General features: G+C 72.7%; 22 protein-coding genes. 11 read left to right on the forward strand and 11 right to left on the reverse strand.

Annotation, left to right across the window (positions count from 1 at the left end):
• Positions 1-26 precede the first annotated feature (26 nt).
• The 3 genes from CXY01_RS12010 to CXY01_RS12020 are packed head-to-tail and all read right to left on the reverse strand — an operon-like array spanning position 27 to position 1,227.
• On the reverse strand, positions 27-443 hold the full coding sequence (locus tag CXY01_RS12010; RefSeq protein ID WP_146927675.1) for a DUF6069 family protein: 417 nt from the start codon (positions 441-443) through the stop codon (positions 27-29).
• Positions 440-895 (reverse strand): SRPBCC family protein, encoded by a 456-nt coding sequence (locus tag CXY01_RS12015; protein WP_146927676.1) that lies wholly within the window; start codon positions 893-895, stop codon positions 440-442. The genes CXY01_RS12010 and CXY01_RS12015 overlap by 4 nt, the downstream gene beginning before the upstream one ends.
• Positions 892-1,227, reverse strand: coding sequence for an ArsR/SmtB family transcription factor (locus tag CXY01_RS12020; protein ID WP_146927677.1), 336 nt, complete (start codon positions 1,225-1,227; stop codon positions 892-894). The genes CXY01_RS12015 and CXY01_RS12020 overlap by 4 nt, the downstream gene beginning before the upstream one ends.
• 58 nt (positions 1,228-1,285) lie before the next feature.
• Here CXY01_RS12020 and CXY01_RS12025 point away from each other — a divergent pair, with 58 nt between their 5' ends.
• Entirely contained in the window at positions 1,286-1,618 is a 333-nt protein-coding gene (locus CXY01_RS12025; protein ID WP_146927678.1) for a hypothetical protein, read from the forward strand.
• Between the two features lie 16 nt (positions 1,619-1,634).
• Here CXY01_RS12025 and CXY01_RS12030 read toward each other — a convergent pair whose 3' ends face one another.
• Positions 1,635-2,177, reverse strand: coding sequence for an NUDIX hydrolase (locus CXY01_RS12030; RefSeq protein ID WP_246125272.1), 543 nt, complete (start codon positions 2,175-2,177; stop codon positions 1,635-1,637).
• Positions 2,178-2,200: 23 nt separating this feature from the next.
• Here CXY01_RS12030 and CXY01_RS12035 point away from each other — a divergent pair, with 23 nt between their 5' ends.
• Both CXY01_RS12035 and CXY01_RS12040 read left to right on the forward strand, forming a co-directional pair.
• Positions 2,201-2,725 (forward strand): GNAT family N-acetyltransferase, encoded by a 525-nt coding sequence (locus CXY01_RS12035; RefSeq protein WP_246125274.1) that lies wholly within the window; start codon positions 2,201-2,203, stop codon positions 2,723-2,725.
• 37 nt (positions 2,726-2,762) lie between these two features.
• On the forward strand, positions 2,763-3,737 hold the full coding sequence (locus tag CXY01_RS12040; RefSeq protein ID WP_146927679.1) for a diacylglycerol/lipid kinase family protein: 975 nt from the start codon (positions 2,763-2,765) through the stop codon (positions 3,735-3,737).
• A gap of 4 nt (positions 3,738-3,741) precedes the next feature.
• On the opposite strand, the gene CXY01_RS12045 is transcribed toward CXY01_RS12040, so the two are convergent.
• Genes CXY01_RS12045 through CXY01_RS12055 form a run of 3 tightly spaced genes read right to left on the reverse strand, consistent with a single transcriptional unit; the run spans position 3,742 to position 6,892 of the window.
• Entirely contained in the window at positions 3,742-4,518 is a 777-nt protein-coding gene (locus CXY01_RS12045) for an arylamine N-acetyltransferase family protein (RefSeq protein ID WP_146927680.1), read from the reverse strand.
• On the reverse strand, positions 4,515-5,435 hold the full coding sequence (locus CXY01_RS12050) for a universal stress protein (protein WP_186813389.1): 921 nt from the start codon (positions 5,433-5,435) through the stop codon (positions 4,515-4,517). The genes CXY01_RS12045 and CXY01_RS12050 overlap by 4 nt, the downstream gene beginning before the upstream one ends.
• Entirely contained in the window at positions 5,432-6,892 is a 1,461-nt protein-coding gene (locus tag CXY01_RS12055) for an APC family permease (RefSeq protein WP_146927682.1), read from the reverse strand. The genes CXY01_RS12050 and CXY01_RS12055 overlap by 4 nt, the downstream gene beginning before the upstream one ends.
• A 180-nt stretch (positions 6,893-7,072) precedes the next feature.
• On the opposite strand from CXY01_RS12055, the gene CXY01_RS12060 reads away from it, so the two are divergent.
• The 5 genes from CXY01_RS12060 to CXY01_RS12080 all read left to right on the forward strand — a co-directional run bounded on the left by CXY01_RS12060 (position 7,073) and on the right by CXY01_RS12080 (position 10,630).
• Positions 7,073-7,492: a DUF5684 domain-containing protein gene (locus CXY01_RS12060; RefSeq protein ID WP_146927683.1), complete on the forward strand. Its 420-nt coding sequence runs from the start codon at positions 7,073-7,075 to the stop codon at positions 7,490-7,492.
• A gap of 69 nt (positions 7,493-7,561) precedes the next feature.
• Positions 7,562-7,963 (forward strand): PPOX class F420-dependent oxidoreductase, encoded by a 402-nt coding sequence (locus tag CXY01_RS12065; protein ID WP_146927684.1) that lies wholly within the window; start codon positions 7,562-7,564, stop codon positions 7,961-7,963.
• 10 nt (positions 7,964-7,973) lie between these two features.
• Positions 7,974-8,747 carry a putative protein N(5)-glutamine methyltransferase gene (locus tag CXY01_RS12070; RefSeq protein WP_246125276.1) on the forward strand — a complete coding sequence of 258 codons (774 nt, stop codon included), beginning with the start codon at positions 7,974-7,976 and terminating at the stop codon, positions 8,745-8,747.
• Positions 8,740-9,474 carry a DNA alkylation repair protein gene (locus CXY01_RS12075; RefSeq protein WP_146927686.1) on the forward strand — a complete coding sequence of 245 codons (735 nt, stop codon included), beginning with the start codon at positions 8,740-8,742 and terminating at the stop codon, positions 9,472-9,474. The genes CXY01_RS12070 and CXY01_RS12075 overlap by 8 nt, the downstream gene beginning before the upstream one ends.
• A 10-nt stretch (positions 9,475-9,484) precedes the next feature.
• Entirely contained in the window at positions 9,485-10,630 is a 1,146-nt protein-coding gene (locus CXY01_RS12080; protein ID WP_146927687.1) for an epoxide hydrolase family protein, read from the forward strand.
• Between the two features lie 52 nt (positions 10,631-10,682).
• Here CXY01_RS12080 and CXY01_RS12085 read toward each other — a convergent pair whose 3' ends face one another.
• Positions 10,683-11,093, reverse strand: coding sequence for a VOC family protein (locus CXY01_RS12085; RefSeq protein ID WP_146927688.1), 411 nt, complete (start codon positions 11,091-11,093; stop codon positions 10,683-10,685).
• A gap of 62 nt (positions 11,094-11,155) precedes the next feature.
• Here CXY01_RS12085 and CXY01_RS12090 point away from each other — a divergent pair, with 62 nt between their 5' ends.
• Together CXY01_RS12090 and CXY01_RS12095 are read left to right on the forward strand one after the other, a co-directional pair.
• On the forward strand, positions 11,156-12,121 hold the full coding sequence (locus CXY01_RS12090) for a helix-turn-helix transcriptional regulator (RefSeq protein ID WP_146927689.1): 966 nt from the start codon (positions 11,156-11,158) through the stop codon (positions 12,119-12,121).
• A gap of 10 nt (positions 12,122-12,131) precedes the next feature.
• Positions 12,132-12,539, forward strand: coding sequence for a DUF3224 domain-containing protein (locus tag CXY01_RS12095; protein ID WP_146927690.1), 408 nt, complete (start codon positions 12,132-12,134; stop codon positions 12,537-12,539).
• Here CXY01_RS12095 and CXY01_RS12100 read toward each other — a convergent pair.
• Both CXY01_RS12100 and CXY01_RS12105 read right to left on the reverse strand, forming a co-directional pair.
• Complete coding sequence (locus CXY01_RS12100) at positions 12,524-13,084, reverse strand: hypothetical protein (RefSeq protein WP_146927691.1); 561 nt, start codon at positions 13,082-13,084, stop codon at positions 12,524-12,526. The genes CXY01_RS12095 and CXY01_RS12100 overlap by 16 nt on opposite strands.
• An 84-nt stretch (positions 13,085-13,168) precedes the next feature.
• Positions 13,169-13,582: a DUF6855 family protein gene (locus tag CXY01_RS12105; protein WP_146927692.1), complete on the reverse strand. Its 414-nt coding sequence runs from the start codon at positions 13,580-13,582 to the stop codon at positions 13,169-13,171.
• Between the two features lie 145 nt (positions 13,583-13,727).
• Here CXY01_RS12105 and CXY01_RS12110 point away from each other — a divergent pair, with 145 nt between their 5' ends.
• A complete protein-coding gene (locus CXY01_RS12110) occupies positions 13,728-14,237 on the forward strand; it encodes a hypothetical protein (protein WP_146927693.1) in 510 nt (169 codons plus the stop codon).
• 18 nt (positions 14,238-14,255) lie between these two features.
• Here CXY01_RS12110 and CXY01_RS12115 read toward each other — a convergent pair whose 3' ends face one another.
• Positions 14,256-14,903, reverse strand: coding sequence for a class I SAM-dependent methyltransferase (locus CXY01_RS12115; RefSeq protein WP_146927694.1), 648 nt, complete (start codon positions 14,901-14,903; stop codon positions 14,256-14,258).
• Positions 14,904-14,992 lie beyond the last annotated feature (89 nt).

Below are 14,992 nucleotides of genomic sequence, written 5' to 3' on the forward strand. Positions count from 1 at the left end.
GCGTGCCGTCCCCGCAGCGGGCAACGTCAGAGCCGCAACGCGCGCAGGGCCAGCACCACGACGGGCACCAGGGCGAGGTGGCAGCAGGCGAGCGTGACGGTGCTCGCGGTGTCGAGGTCGGCAGGGACCGTCATGAGAAAGATCGTCCCGACCGCCAGGACGGGGGCGACGACGAGCGCGGTGGGCAGGACCCAGCTCCAGCGCCGGCGCAGGAGCGCCACCAGCGTCAGGCCCACCAGCAACGGCAGCGCGGTGAACCCGGCCACGGTGACTGCCGAGACGGTCGCCGGGCCGGTGCTCGCCGTGAAGTCGAAGGTCGCCCCCGCGGCCCGCCCGACCGCGTAGATCACGAGGTTCACGGCGACCGCGAGGACCACGGCGCCGCCGACGACCGCCCACGCCGGCCGGACGCGGACGGTGCCCGCGGTGGCAGTCGCCGTCATGACCGTGTCAGGAACGCCGTGATGCGGTCGAACGCCCCGACCCACGCGTTCTCGGCGAAGAAGTCGCGGACCTCGACGGACGGGAACCCGGTCTGCACGACGGACATGAGGGTGCCGTCGCCGTGCGCCTCGAAGGTCACCTCGATGTGCGTCGTCATGGTCATGCCGTCGGGGCTGCTGCCGGTCGACTCGGTGACCAGGCGGTGCGGGCGGTCGATGACGAGGAACGTCTGCGTCTCACGGAACAGCGTGTCCCGGTCGGGTCCCCACACGGCGGTCTGCTGCCCGCCGACGCGCAGGTCGACCTCGATCTCCACGACGCCGGGCTCCTCGTCGAGGATGGAGAACCAGATCTTCTGCTTCTCGGCGTCGGTGTAGGCGTCGAAGACCTCCTCCGGGGTGGCGGGCAGGACGCGCGTGGCGCGCAGGTCGAGGGTGGTGTCGGTGGTCATTCTTCCGTTCCTCTCTGCAGGGTGAAGTAGGCCTCGAGACCGTCGAGCCGACGCTCCCAGAGCCGCTGGTAGAACGAGATCCATGCCATGGCGTCGTCCAGTCGTTCGTCGCCGAGGCGGCACTGCCGGGACCGGCCGACCTTCTCGGTGCGGACCAGCCCGGCGTCCTCGAGGACCCGGACGTGCTTGGTCATGCCGGTGAGGGTCATGCCGTGCGGCTCGGCGAGCTCCCCGATGCTCGCGGGGCCCTCCCCGAGCCGGGTGAGGATGTCGCGCCGGGTCGAGTCGGCCAGGGCCGAGTAGATCCGGTCGAGAACGTCATGCTGAACCATGTGGTTCACCATACGACACTGAACCGATCGGTGCAATGACAGGACGTAGGATCGTCGGGTGCGCGTCATCAGAGGCAAGGTCGGCGTCGTCGCGGCCCTGGTGCTCGCGGTGGCCCTGGCGCTGTCCGCGCTGGCCGGCCTGGGGGCGCGACCGACGGGCGTCCCCGCCGACGGCCCGTGGGCCGTTCAGCTCACCGCGCCCGAGGGCGACTGGGCCTCCTGCCTCGACGACCCCGTGGTGAACGCCCCCGTCGCGGGGGAGTCGACCGTGACGGCCGTGTTCGTGGCCGAGGCCACCGAGGCGGACGTCCAGCGCGTGCTCGACTGCCTCTCCGACGCGATGACCGGCGGGTCCGTCCAGGTGGGGACCGTCGAGCCGGTCGACGCCTAGCCCCCGCCGCGCTCGGTCACCGGGTGGCCAGGACCTCGTCGAGCACCGTCCGCAGCCGCACGGCGAAGTCGTCCGGAGTGCCGACGGGCAGGTCGTCGACGCGGAACCAGGCGACCTGCTCGCTCTCGTCGCTGACGACCGGCACCGACGACGCGGCGGCGTAGGCGACGAACCCGACGTCCCAGTGCGTCCGGCACCGCCCGAAGGACGCCGAGAGGTCGTGCCGGTGCACGTCGGCCGGGAGTCCGCCGCGAGGGGACAGGTCTGTGATCCCGCCCTCCTCGCGCGCCTCGCGGTACGCGGCCTCGGCCAGCGACACGTCGCCGGGCTCCAGGTGCCCGCCCAGCTGCACCCAGAACTGGCCCTTGCGGTGGAAGCACAGCAGCACGTGCGACAGGTCCGGGGTGAGCACGAAGCAGCTGGCCGTCAGGTGCGCGGCGGCCAGCGACCGGTCCACGGCGGCCGCTCCGGAGGTGGCGACGAACTCCCGGTACTCCGCGAGCAGGGCGGCCTGGCCGGGGTCGTGGGGGGTCCACTCGTCGAGCACGTCGCTGATCACGGGCGGCAGCGTACGGTGCCGTGGTGACGATCGAGCGGCGGACGCCGCGCCTGCTGATGCGGGAGTGGACAGAGGCCGACCTCGAGCCGTTCGCGGAGCTGAACGCGGACCCCGAGGTGATGGAGTTCTTCCCGGCCACCCTGACCCGTCAGGCCAGCGACAGGTTCGCCGCACGGGCGCAGGCGCGGCTGCAGGAGGACGGCTGGGGCCTGTGGGCGCTGGAGGTGGACGGCCGGTTCGCCGGGTTCACCGGCCTGGCCCGACCGTCGTGGGACCGGTCGATGGTGGAGGTGGGCTGGCGGTTGCCGCGCTGGGCGTGGGGCCATGGTTACGCGACGGAGGCGGCGCGCGAGGCGCTGGCCGTCGGCTTCGACGAGGTGGGTCTGACGGAGATCGTCTCGTTCACCGCGGTGCCGAACGAGCGCTCGCAGGCCGTGATGCGCCGCCTCGGCATGACCCGCGACCCGGCCGACGACTTCGACTACCCGACGATCGCGGCGGGCCACCCGCTGCGGCGCTCGGTCCTGTACAGGATCACACGCCCCTGAGTGGCCGCTCGGGGTGCCGCGGGACATACTCGCCCCCGTGACCACCCCCCAGGACGCGATCACCCAGCCGGCTGCCGAGCAGCGCGACGACCGCGGTCCCCTGCGCACGGCCGTCATCGTCAACCCGAACCGCGTCGAGGGCCTCGACGAGCTCCGCGCCGGCATCGTGGAGCAGCTGACCGAGGCCGGCTGGCCCGAGCCGGCCTGGTTGGAGACGACGGCCGAGGACCCCGGCACCGGGCAGGCGAAGCAGGCCGTCGAGGACGGCGCCGCGGTCGTGTTCGTGGCCGGTGGCGACGGCACCGTGCGCGCGTGCATCGACGGGCTGGCCGGGACGCAGACGGCGCTCGCGATCCTGCCGGGCGGCACCGGCAACCTGCTGGCCACCAACCTCGGTGTCCCCACCAACACGATCGAGGGCGTCCAGCTGGCCCTGGACCGCGGCCGGCGCGTGGTCGACCTCGGCGAGGTCGAGGGCCAGACGTTCGCCGTCATGGCGGGCATGGGCCTCGACGCCGCGATGGTCGACGACGCCCCCACCAGGCTGAAGGCCGTGCTCGGCCCGGTCGCGTACGTGTTCTCGGCGCTCAAGCACCTCAACGACGCGGAGATGAAGGTCGAGGTGCAGGTCGACGACTACCCCGTCCTGCGCCGCCGTGCCCGCACGGTGATCGTCGGCAACGTCGGACGCCTGCAGGGCGGGGTCAACCTGCTGCCCGACGCGGAGCCGGACAACGGCCAGATGGACGTCGCCGTCCTGGCGCCGCGCAACCTCGGGCACTGGATCCAGACGGCGTTCGCCGTCCTGCGTCCGGGTCGCAACCGGGTGCCCAACATGGAGGTGCTGCGCGGGTCGAGGATCACCATCACCAGCGACCGCCCGCAGCCCCGCCAGCTCGACGGGGACGTCATCGACAAGTCGACGACCCTCGACGTCGCGGTCCGCCCGGACGCCCTGTGGGTCTGCGTCTACCAGCCGGACACGTCGGAGGACCTGACCGAGGGCTCCTGATCCCTCACGGCAGCGCGGCGACCTGGTCGGTGCTCAGCGGCAGGCCCAGGTCGTGCAGGACGTCGGCCAGCTCGTCGTCGGCGACCGTGCGCTCGTCGGTCTGCCCGGCGGGCGTCTCGACGGTGAGGCGACGCCCGATGAGGCTGCGCAGCCGTTCCTCGTCCTTGCGGATCACGACGAGCTGCAGCACGAACCGGGACGTCGGCCGGTGCGACGTCGCGAAGTTGGCCACCTCGACGTCGGCCAGGTAGGTGGTCTCGAGCGGGATCGTGTAGTGCGTCTGCCACTGCCCGTGGCGCTGCTCGTGCAGCTGCCAGGAGCCGTCGTCGAGGCGCACGGTCCGGAACGTCCAGCCGCCCTGCTGCACGACTGACCCGTCGACCAGGGGGACGGGCTCGAGCAGCCCGGAGCCGAACCCGGTGTCGGCGAGCCAGCGGCCGTCCACCACGAGGACCAGGTGCGACCGCGGCCGGGGTGCCACGGCGGGGTCGCCGATCCGGGCGAGCCGGCGCTCGACCGAGAACCCGAGCCGTTCGAGGGCGGCGCCGAGCAGGATGCCGTGCTCGTAGCAGTACCCGCCGCGGCGGGCGGTGACGAGCTTGGCCTGGACGTCGGGCAGGTCGACGCTGACCCCGACGCCGAGCTGCACGTCCACGTTCTCGAACGGGATCGCGGCGAGGTGCGCCCGGTGGATCTGGGCGAGCGGCGCGTCCTCGGCGACGCCGAGCCGCTCCAGGTAGGCAGGCAGGTCGAGGCGGTCGACGCCCCACGGGTCCGTCACAGCTCGTCGTGCGGGACGACGAGGACGGGCACGGGGGAGTGCCGGATGATCTTGGTCGCGTTGGTGCCCAGGAACACGCGACGGAGCGTACCGGCGCTGGAGGAGCCCAGGACGAGCAGCTCGTTGGGCGTCCAGTCCACGGAGCTCAGGGCCTCCCACCAGCTGGTCCCGGACGCCACGACGTAGGCGGTGTCGTCGTCCAGCAGGTCGCCGAGGGCCTCGCGGAGCGCCGCCTGCGCGTCCGCCATCTGCTCGCGCCACTGCTCGGTGACCTCGGACTCGATGTCCGTGCCGATCTCGGGCGGGTACATCGTCGCGGACCGGACCCCGAACGACGCGACGCGCAGCTGCACGTCGATCTCGCGGGTCAGCCGCGCGGCCCAGCGGACGGCCGACGCGGCGACGCCGGACCCGCTGAACGAGCAGGTCAGCCGGTGCGCGGCGACGTCGGTCGTGCTCGGCGCGCACCGGTACGCGCGCGGGGCGACCGCCAGGGGGACGGGCGAGGAGTGCAGCAGGTAGTCGGCGGTCGACCCGACGACGACGCGGCCCTCGGGTCCGTCGGGCGACGAGCCGAGCACCAGCGCCGTCGCCTCCCGCTGCTCGGCGAGCGCGGCCAGGGCCCTCGGTGTGGACCGGTCGGTCAGGCGGACGAACTCGACGGTCAGGTCGTCGGCGCGACCGGCCAGGAACGCCAGTGCGGCGGCCTTCGCCTCGTCGGCGCGGGCCTGGACCCACTCCTGCATCTCCCCGTCCACGCGCGCCATCGACGGCACGGTCCACCCGGGAGGGATCACGGTCGCGATGACCAGGACGTACGCGCCGGTCGCCTCCGGGAGCGTGCGGGCGAGCGTGACCCCCAGGTCGATCGCGCCGTGGATGTCGCCGAACGGGTTGGCGCCGACGACGATCGTCACCGCAGGTCCTCGTCGCGCAGGAGGTCCGCCTCGATCGCGCGTTGCAGCAGCGAGTGCTTGCGGCCCCACAGGAAGTAGAACGCGAGCACCACGCTGAGCCACAGCAGGAACCACGCGTAGGTGTACCACTGCAGGCCGGACAGGATGTAGAGGCAGGCCAGCACCGCGAGCACGGGGGTGACGGGGTAGCCGGGGACCTTGAACCCGCGGGGCAGGTCGGGCCGGGTCCGGCGCAGGATGATGACGCCGATCGAGACCACCATGAAGGCGATCAGGGTGCCGATGGAGACCAGGTCCCACAGGTAGTCGAGCGGGATGAAGGCGGCGAGCAGGCCGACGACGACCGCGACGATGACCGTGTTGTTCACCGGCGTGTGGGTGCGCGGGTTGACCCGCGCGAACGCCCGCGGCAGCAGCCCGTCGCGGCCGATGGCGAACAGGATGCGGGTCTGGCCGTACATCGTCACCAGGGTCACGGAGAAGATGGAGATGACGGCGCCGGCGGACAGGATGGTGCCGGGCCACGACGCACCGACGACGTCCTGCAGGATCTTGGCCAGACCGGCCTCGCCCTGCTCGGCGTCGCCGAACTCCTGCCACGGCTGCGTGCCCAGGGCGGAGACGGCGACCAGCACGTAGATGGTGGTGACGATCGCGAGGGCGCCGAGGATGGCCCGCGGCATCGTCTTCTGCGGGTTGCGCACCTCGTCGCCGGCGGTCGAGATGGCGTCGAGGCCGATGAAGGTGAAGAAGATGGTGCCGGCGGCGGCGGTGATGCCCGCGACGCCCTTGGGGGCGAAGTCCGCGAAGTTGTCCGCCGTGAACCCCGTGAAGGCCACGGCGACGAACATGAGCAGCACGGCGAGCTTGATGATCACCATCACCGTGTTGACCCGCGCGGACTCGGACGCGCCCCGGATCAGCAGGACCGCGCACATCGCCACGAGGATGAGGGCCGGCAGGTTGATGAAGCCGGGGTCGGCGTCCCAGGGTGCCGCCGACAGGGCGGTGGGGATCTGCCAGCCGAAGAGGTTGTGCAGGAGCTGGTTGAGGTAACCGCTCCACCCGACGGAGACGGCGGCCGTCGAGACCCCGTACTCCAGCAGCAGGCAGGCCGCGACGCCCATCGCGACCACCTCGCCGAGCGTCGCGTAGGCGTACGAGTAGGTCGACCCGGAGACCGGCACCGCCGAGGCCATCTCGGCGTAGGACAGCGCGGACAGGCCCGCCGCCAGGCCGGCGAGCAGGAACGAGATGATCACCGCCGGGCCGGCGTCGGGCACCGCCTCGTGCATGACGAAGAAGACGCCGGTGCCGACGGTCGAGCCGACGCCGAACATCATCAGGCTGAACGTGCCGAGGGACCGTTCGAGGCCTTCGCTCGACGTCGTCGTCGCCGCGGTGATCGGCTTCTTGCGCCACAGCTGCGCTCGCAGCGACGCCTGCTGGACCGTCATGGGCGGGCCTCTCTGAGAGGGCCCATCCCCCGGGCCGACGCCGTGTGTCCTCAGCCACGGTAGGAGCAGGGCGCACGCGCGGCAATCCCTGCCGTCGCACAGGTGGCTCACAGGATTCACCCGCGAGACAAGTGGTCAAACCGGGCACGGCCAGGGGTGTTTCTCGCTACTGTCCGCCCCATGATCACAACACTCGCCACTGAGGTGGCCAACACGACTGCCGCCGCCGGCGCCAGCGCCGGTTCCCTCATCGGTGGCCTCATCGGCTACCTGCTCGTCGCGTTCGCCCTCGTCGGCGTCTTCAAGAAGGCCGACGAGCCCATCTGGCAGGCGTTCGTCCCGATCTGGAACACCATCGTCCTCATCAAGATCTCGGGCAAGCCGATCTGGTGGGTCATCCTGCTGCTGATCCCGATCGTCAACATCGTGGTCTGGGTCATCGTCCTGCACGGCCTGTCGACCTCGTTCGGCCACGGCGCCGGCTTCACCGCCGGCCTGTTCTTCCTCAGCATCATCTTCCTGTACATCCTCGGCTACGACTCCAAGCCGTACGAGGGCGCGACCGGCGGCGAGCCGGTGCGCGGCTACGCCACCGCCTGACCCAGCACCTCGCGAGACGGCCGTACCCCCACGGGGTGCGGCCGTCTCGTGCGTGGGTGACCATCGCGCATGACGACTTTCGACGCCCTCGCCGACGAGGGCTTCATCGCCCTCACCACGTTCCGCAAGTCAGGGGTCGGGGTCCCGACGACGGTGTGGGTGGGCCGCGACGGTGACGCCCTCCTCGTGACCACCCCGCGGGGCAGCGGCAAGGTCAAGCGGCTGCGCCGGGACCCGCGCGTCGAGATGTCCCCGAGCAGCCGGCTGGGCAACGTCGACGACGACGCGGCGATCGTGCACGGTCTGGGTGAGGTGCTCGACGACGACGCGGCGCGCGAGCGGTGCAACGCGATCATGCAGGAGAAGTACGGCCTGGAGTACCGCGTGATGATGGGGATCGAGAAGCTCGGACGCAAGGGCGACGACAACCGGGTCATCCTGCGGATCACGAAGGCTCCAGCGGCGGCGTAGCGTGCCCGGCGTGCCCCCGACCCACGCCGAGATCACCGCGACGCTGCGCGCGGCCGGCTGCGTGTTCGCCGAGGACGAGGCCACGCTGCTCCTCGCCGAGGCCGCGCCGGCCGACCTGGAGCGGATGGTCGCGCGGCGGGTGGCCGGGGAGCCGCTCGAGGTGGTCGTCGGGTGGGCGGAGTTCTGCGGGTTGCGGATCGCGATCGACCCCGGGGTGTTCGTGCCGCGGCGGCGGACCGAGCTGCTGGTGCGGGAGGCGGCGCGGCTGGCCGACGGTCCGGCGGTGGTGCTCGACCTGTGCTGCGGCTCCGGGGCGCTGGGCGTCGCGCTGGCCCACCTGGTGCCCGTCGAGCTGTACGCCGTCGACGTCGAGCCCGCAGCCGTCCGCTGTGCGCGCCGCAACGTCGCCGCGGTGGGCGGGCAGGTGTTCGAGGGCGACCTGGACGAACCGCTGCCGGAGTCGTTGCGCGGCCGGGTGGACCTGCTCGTCGCCAACGTGCCGTACGTGCCGTCCACCGAGATCGCGCGCATGCCGCCCGAGGCGCGCGAGCACGAGCCGCGCGTGACGCTCGACGGTGGTGCCGACGGGCTCGACGTGCTGCGGCGGGTCGCCGCCGTGGCGCCGCGCTGGCTGGCGCCGGGCGGTCACCTGCTGGTGGAGACCAGCGAGGAGCAGGCAGTCGCCGCGGTCGCCGCGTTCGTCGCCGCCGGTCTGGCGGCTCGGGTGGTGGTGGACGACGAGGCCGGGGCGACCGTCGTCGTCGGGACGCGTCCCGATGAGTGAGGTCCTCGACCAGCTCGTCGCGCTCGCGGACCCGGAGCGCGCCGTCGGGATGGCGGCGTTCTTCCAGTCCGGCCCCGGGCAGTACGGCGAGGGCGACGTGTTCCTGGGGCTCACCGTGCCGCAGGTGACCGCCGTGGCCAAGCGGCACCTCGGGCTGTCCGTCGCGGAGCTGGAGGGGTTGCTCGACGACGGGCGCCACGAGGTCCGGCTGCTCGCGCTCAAGGTCATGGCGCTCCAGTGCGCCGCCGCACGGACGCCGCCCGAGCGTCGTCGTGAGCTGCTCGACCTGTACCTGCGGCGCACGGACCGCGTGAACAGCTGGGACCTGGTGGACGCCAGCGCACCGGACGTCCTGGGCCGGGCGGTCCTCGGCGGGCTGCCGGACGAGGTGCTCTACCGCCTGGCCGCGTCCGACGTGCTGTGGGAGCGGCGCATCGCGATCGTCGCGACGCACCGGCTGATCCGCGCCGGCGTCCTGGACCAGACGTTCACCCTGGCGGCGCTGCTGGAGGGCGACCCGCACGACCTCATGCACAAGGCCGTCGGGTGGATGCTGCGCGAGGCCGGCAAGCAGGACGAGTCGCGGCTGCTGGCCTACCTGGACGAGCACGCCGCGACCATGCCGCGCACGGCTCTGCGGTACTCGCTGGAGCGGCTCGATCCCGCACTCAGGGCTCACTACATGGGGATGAAGAAGAGGACAGGACCTGTCCGCTACCGCCCGTAGCGTCCTCCGTATGAGCATCGAACCGTTCACCATCGACATCCCCCAGGCGCAGCTCGACGACCTGAGCGAGCGGCTGCACCGGACGCGCCTCACCGCGCCCCTCCCCGGAGACGACTGGTCCACCGGCGTGCCCACGGCGTACCTGGACGAGCTCGTCACGTACTGGCGCGACTCGTACGACTGGCGCGCGCAGGAGGCCGCCCTCAACGCGTTCCCGCAGTTCGTGACCGAGATCGACGGCCAGCGGATCCACTTCGTGCATGTGCGGTCCGCCGAGCCCGACGCTCTCCCGCTGGTGCTGACGCACGGGTGGCCCGGGTCGTTCATCGAGTTCCTCGACCTGGTCGGGCCGCTCACGGACCCCGTCGCGTACGGCGGCTCCGCGGCGGACGCCTTCCACGTCGTCATCCCGTCGCTGCCCGGCTTCGGGTTCTCCGGCCCGGTGCACCAGAGCGGCTGGGGCCCGGCGCACATCGGAGCCGTCTGGGCGGAGCTCATGAGCCGGCTCGGGTACGACCGCTACGGCGTCCAGGGCGGCGACGTCGGGGCCGCCGTCTCGCCGGAGGTCGCTCGCGTCGCCCCCGAGGCGGTCGTCGGTGTCCACCTCAACGGGAACATCGGCATGCCGTTCCACGAGCTCGGTGCCGACGAGCTCGCCTCCCTGACGGACCTCGAGCGGGACCGGCTGCGGCGCATCGGCCAGTTCATGCAGGACGAGTTCGGGTACATCTCCATCCAGGGCACCCGGCCCGCGACGCTCGGTGCCGCGCTCGCGGACTCCCCGGTGGGCCAGCTCGCGTGGATCGTCGACAAGCTGCGCGCATGGACCTACCCCGCGCAGACGCCGCCCGAGGACGTCATCGGGATCGACCGCCTGCTCACCGACGTGATGCTCTACTGGCTGACCGACACGTCCGCGTCGTCGGCGTACGTCGGCTACGCGCAGGACACCGCGTGGGGCGAGAAGGCCCCGCCTAGCGGCGTGCCGACGGCGGTCATCGTGTTCGCGCACGACGTCGGGATCCGTCGGTACGCCGAGCAGGACCACACGATCGTCCGCTGGACCGATGTCGACCGTGGCGGTCACTTCGCGGCCCTGGAGGAGCCTGAGCTGCTGGTCGACGACGTGCGGGAGTTCTTCCGGACGGTCCGCTGAGCCCTGGTGGGCGGCTCGGCCGGGCGGCGCACCCACCGCCCGGCCGCCGTCGTCAGCCGCCGGTGACCTCGATCCAGTGCGGGTTGTTCATGATGCCCAGGAGGTTGCCGAACGGGTCGACCACCGAGGCCGTGGTGAAGCCCTCGCCGCGCTCGCGGATGCCCTCGTGCTCGGTGGCTCCCAGAGCGATCAGGCGGGCGAGCGTGCCGGTCAGGTCGTCGACGTGCCAGGACACGACGGCGCCGCTGGGGCCGCCACCGTTCGGGACGTAGCGGCGGTCGATGATGCCGAGCTCGTCGAGGTGGTCGCCGATCCGGAACTCGACGTACCCCTCCCGGACGAAGTACGGCTCGAAGCCGAACAGCTCGGTGTACCAGGTGCGGGCGGCGTCGAGGTCGTCGGCGAAGAAGGAGACGTTGGCCAGACCTCGAAAGGCGCTGTGGGTGTTCGTCGTCGTTGTCATGCCCTCCACTCTCCTCGCCTAAGTGCTCACCTTCTGAGCACTTTGTCTGCAACTCTTCCGACATGCGCGCAGACCGGTTGGTGGCCACCCTCCTGCTGATGCAGGCGCGCGGTCGCGTGACCGCCGCGGAGGTGGCCGCGGAGCTCGAGGTCTCCGTCGCGACCGCCCGTCGCGACCTCGAGGCGCTCTCCACGGCCGGCATCCCGGTCTACCCGCAGCCGGGGCGCGGCGGGGGCTGGTCGCTCGTCGGCGGCGCGCGGACCGACCTGACCGGGCTGACCGCCCCCGAGGCCCAGGCGCTGTTCCTGCTCGTCGGGTCGTCGTCCGACCGGTCCGCCGACGCGACCTCGGCCCTGCGCAAGCTCGTCCGCGCGCTGCCCGCGACCTTCCGTGCGGAGGCGGAGGCCGCGGGACGCGCGGTCCTCGTGGACCCGGGCGGGTGGGGGTCGGCCGCGCGGTCGCGGCAGCCGTGGGTCGAGGAGCTGCAGGGCGCGGTCGTCCGGCGGCGGCAGGTGACGCTGGGGTACGGCGGACGGTCCGGCGCGTCCGAGCGGACCGTCGACCCGTGGGCGCTCGTCGACAAGGGCGAGCTCTGGTACCTCGTCGCCGGCACCCCCGCGGGACGCCGCACGTTCCGCCTCGACCGGATCATCAGCCTGTCGGTGCTCGACACCCCGGCGGCCCGCCCCGACGACCTGGACGTCGAGGGGATCTGGGAGGCGGTGGTCGACGAGGTCGAGCAGCGGCGATCGCGCGTGACGGCGACCGTCCTGACCACGCCGTTCCTGGTGCGGGTGGTGCGCGACCTGTTCGGGCGGCACGTCACCGTCCTCGGGGCGGCGGACGGTCCGGACGAGGGCCGGGTGCGGCTGGAGGTCGCGTCGCACACCGCGCGCTCGGTCGCCGAGAAGCTCGCCGGCTTCGGGGCGGCCGTCGAGGTGCTCGAGCCGGCGTCGGTCCGGGACGAGCTCGCGGTGCTCGGCGCCGAGCTCGTGGCGCGGTACGCGGGTGTCGGTGGGCCCCGCTAGCGTGCCGCGCATGATCACCGAGGGAACGTTCACGGTCAGCGGGTTCGCCGGGGTGCCGGTCACGGAGGAGCACCCCGTCGTGACGGCGCTCGGCGTCGGCGTCGCCACGATGGAGAAGCAGTACGTGGGCGGCGTCCAGGGGCGGTCGACCACGCTGTTCACGTCGGCGTTCGACCCGGCGAGCGGTGTGGGCACCTACGTCGCCATGGAGTCGTTCGAGGGCACCCTCGACGGGCGCGCCGGCACGTTCAACTTCGTGCACGGCGCGACGACCAGCGGCACCGACCGCTCCGCCGAGCACTTCCTGATCGTGCCGTCGAGCGGCACCGGGGAGCTCGCCGGCATCGCGGGCAGCGGCGCCCTCGTGGTGGACGCCGACGGCACCCACCGGATGCGGTTCGACTACACGGTCGACTGAGCGCGCGACCGCTCGGCGTGCTCCCGCGCGGCCAGCGACGCGAACGTCAGCAGCTGCTTGCGCATCATCACCAGGTCCCCCCACGCCAGCAGCCGGTTGCGGATCGCCGCCGCGCGGCTGGTCGCTCGCGTGCCGCGGATCACCGCCACGAGCCGGCTCTGCTCGGGACCGGCGGCGACGACGGCGTAGGTCAGCACGATGTCGCCGAAGACCCGGGTGCTGAGGCCCGGCCTCATGCGGAAGGTCAGGTGCTCCCCGACGACGAACGACTCGAGCGTGAAGATCGTCGAGAACGTCTGCCCCACCTCCAGGTCCCAGCACCACGGCAGCGGCCGACGAGGGCTGCGGCGGCCCGGGTTGTCGACCCAGTCGTAGCTGTACGGCGCGGCCCGGAACTGGCACACCCACCGGAAGAGGACGTCGGCGGGCGCCGCCACGTCCACGCCCCGCATCAACCGGTCCCCGGGATCAGGGAGCATCGCGTCGCACGGATACGTCCGGTCCTGCTCGGCCCTGGTGACGCCCCAGGTCGTCGCGATGCTCATGGCTGCCCCTGCCGTGGTCGGGAGACTCACGCTAGGGCGGGTGGCCCCTCCACGCGCCGGTCTCTCAGGGGGTCCACAGTCTTCTCAGGTCGCCGGGAGGGCGCGCACCCGGTTGTTGCGGGCGTCGTGCGTCAGCTCGGCCAGGCCGAGGGCCTCGAGCAGAGGCGGCAGGTACATCCCGAACCGGCCGCGGTAGCCCGCGCGCAGCCCGTACCAGCCACCCACCGGGTTGGACCCGTCCCGACCCCACGCCTCGACCGACCCGGCAGCGGCGGGCTTCTTCTCGTCAGCGGCGCCGAGCGGTACCCAGTCACCCTGCGCCAGCAGCCAGGCGTGCAGGTCCTCGACCGCACGCAGGCGGTACCGCAGCGTCGTCGACCCCACCTGGCAGACGAGTGCGGGTGGGTCCGCGGACCCGTCGCGGTACATCGAGTACGCCGACGACCCCGGAGCCGTGCTGAGCTGCCAGGGGTCGTCCTTCGTGCCCGTGCCGGCCATCGTCGTCGTCCCTCCGTCGCGCTCGTGCCTCCCACTATCGACCCTCCGCCCGTCGGTCGGTACGGCGGGATCGTCCCCGTCCGCCTCGTGACGGTTCCTCCCGCTACGCTCGCGACCGGCACCGAGACGAGGGAGCGGGACTGCGATGGTGACGACCGACGAGCCGTGGTTCGTGCTCATCGCGACGCTCGGGCCGCTGGTCGCGGCCGTCGGGGCGATCGGTGCGCTGATCGTCGGTATCCAGACCGTGCGGCAGCGCACGGCGGCCGACGCCCAGACGCAGTGGTGGGCCCGCGTGCAGTGGGCGGCCGGGCTGGTGTTCGAGACGGACGAGAGCAAGCGGTCCGTCGGCTTCGACGCGCTGGCGCTGCTGGCTACCTCGCGGCTGGCCGGGCCGGACGACCAGGCGTTCCTGGCGGGGCTGTCGTTCGACGCGCTGCAGGGCGTGCAGGAGCGCGGTGCCGTCGACGAGGTGGACTTCGTGCCCGCCGACGGCGAGCCGTTCGTGCGGCCGTCCGACGCGAGGCCGGTGCTCACGGTCACGAGGGCCGAGGTGTCCGCGGCCCGGTTGCGCCTGGTGACCGACCGCGGCCAGGGCAGGGCCACCCCGGCGTGGATCGGTCGGCTGGCGGCGACGGCCGCGACCGGCGGCTGACGTCCGGCTCGCGGTCGCTCAGAGGCGGGCGACCAGCGCGTACCGCTCGTCGGTGACCGGTCCACCCCAGAGGGCGTCGTCGTCGCCGAGCAGCTCGACCCGGAGCCCGCTGACCAGGGGTGCGACGGTGGCGGCGAGCTCGGCCGCGGTGACACCGCCGCCCCACGGCAGGGGCGGGGCGTCGGTCACGTACGGGTCGCCGTCGCCCGTCGCCCATCGGCCCTCGACGAGGACCAGCGTGCCGGCGGGCCGCAGGAGCCCGACCCACCGGGCCAGGGCTGCCCGGGGGTCCGGCAGGGTCCACACGAGGTGCCGGACGAGCACGACATCGACCGGGTCACCGGGCGGGTCCGCGGCGTCGCCGACCACGAACGTGGCGGGCAGTCCCGCGTCGGCGAGCTTGGTGCGCGCCCGCTCGATCATCTGCGGGGAGACGTCGACGCCGGTGACCCGGTGCCCCACCTGCGCGAGCAGCGCGCTGAGCGAGCCCGTGCCGCAGCCCAGGTCGAGCACGTCCCACGGGCCCGAGGGGAGCCACCCGGCGAGGCGGGAGGCCCATGCCGCACGGGTCGCCGGGTCGCGCAGGCCGTGGTCGGGCTCGTCGTCGAACCCCGCCGCGGCGGCGTCCCAGTAGCGCGCGATGCCGCTCAGGTGGTCGGGGGTCATCCGTCCACGCTAGAACTCGTCGGGAGATCGTGTCGAAGACGGCTCCCGCCGTTCGACGACACAGTGAGGCCGCATCCGGCGCGGCACAC

Origin of the sequence: Cellulomonas xylanilytica, from assembly GCF_007989805.1 — a bacterium.
In the GTDB taxonomy this organism is placed as follows: domain Bacteria; phylum Actinomycetota; class Actinomycetes; order Actinomycetales; family Cellulomonadaceae; genus Cellulomonas; species Cellulomonas xylanilytica.

Coding starts and splice junctions, on each gene's coding strand:
- CXY01_RS12090 (WP_146927689.1), top strand. CDS start 11,156: ATGCGCGCAGACCGGTTGGTGGCCACCCTCCTGCTGATGCAGGCGCGC.
- CXY01_RS12020 (WP_146927677.1), bottom strand. CDS start 1,227: ATGGTTCAGCATGACGTTCTCGACCGGATCTACTCGGCCCTGGCCGAC.
- CXY01_RS12110 (WP_146927693.1), top strand. CDS start 13,728: ATGGTGACGACCGACGAGCCGTGGTTCGTGCTCATCGCGACGCTCGGG.
- CXY01_RS12060 (WP_146927683.1), top strand. CDS start 7,073: ATGATCACAACACTCGCCACTGAGGTGGCCAACACGACTGCCGCCGCC.
- CXY01_RS12065 (WP_146927684.1), top strand. CDS start 7,562: ATGACGACTTTCGACGCCCTCGCCGACGAGGGCTTCATCGCCCTCACC.
- CXY01_RS12075 (WP_146927686.1), top strand. CDS start 8,740: ATGAGTGAGGTCCTCGACCAGCTCGTCGCGCTCGCGGACCCGGAGCGC.
- CXY01_RS12055 (WP_146927682.1), bottom strand. CDS start 6,892: ATGACGGTCCAGCAGGCGTCGCTGCGAGCGCAGCTGTGGCGCAAGAAG.
- CXY01_RS12100 (WP_146927691.1), bottom strand. CDS start 13,084: ATGAGCATCGCGACGACCTGGGGCGTCACCAGGGCCGAGCAGGACCGG.
- CXY01_RS12115 (WP_146927694.1), bottom strand. CDS start 14,903: ATGACCCCCGACCACCTGAGCGGCATCGCGCGCTACTGGGACGCCGCC.
- CXY01_RS12080 (WP_146927687.1), top strand. CDS start 9,485: ATGAGCATCGAACCGTTCACCATCGACATCCCCCAGGCGCAGCTCGAC.
- CXY01_RS12010 (WP_146927675.1), bottom strand. CDS start 443: ATGACGGCGACTGCCACCGCGGGCACCGTCCGCGTCCGGCCGGCGTGG.
- CXY01_RS12015 (WP_146927676.1), bottom strand. CDS start 895: ATGACCACCGACACCACCCTCGACCTGCGCGCCACGCGCGTCCTGCCC.
- CXY01_RS12105 (WP_146927692.1), bottom strand. CDS start 13,582: ATGGCCGGCACGGGCACGAAGGACGACCCCTGGCAGCTCAGCACGGCT.
- CXY01_RS12085 (WP_146927688.1), bottom strand. CDS start 11,093: ATGACAACGACGACGAACACCCACAGCGCCTTTCGAGGTCTGGCCAAC.
- CXY01_RS12095 (WP_146927690.1), top strand. CDS start 12,132: ATGATCACCGAGGGAACGTTCACGGTCAGCGGGTTCGCCGGGGTGCCG.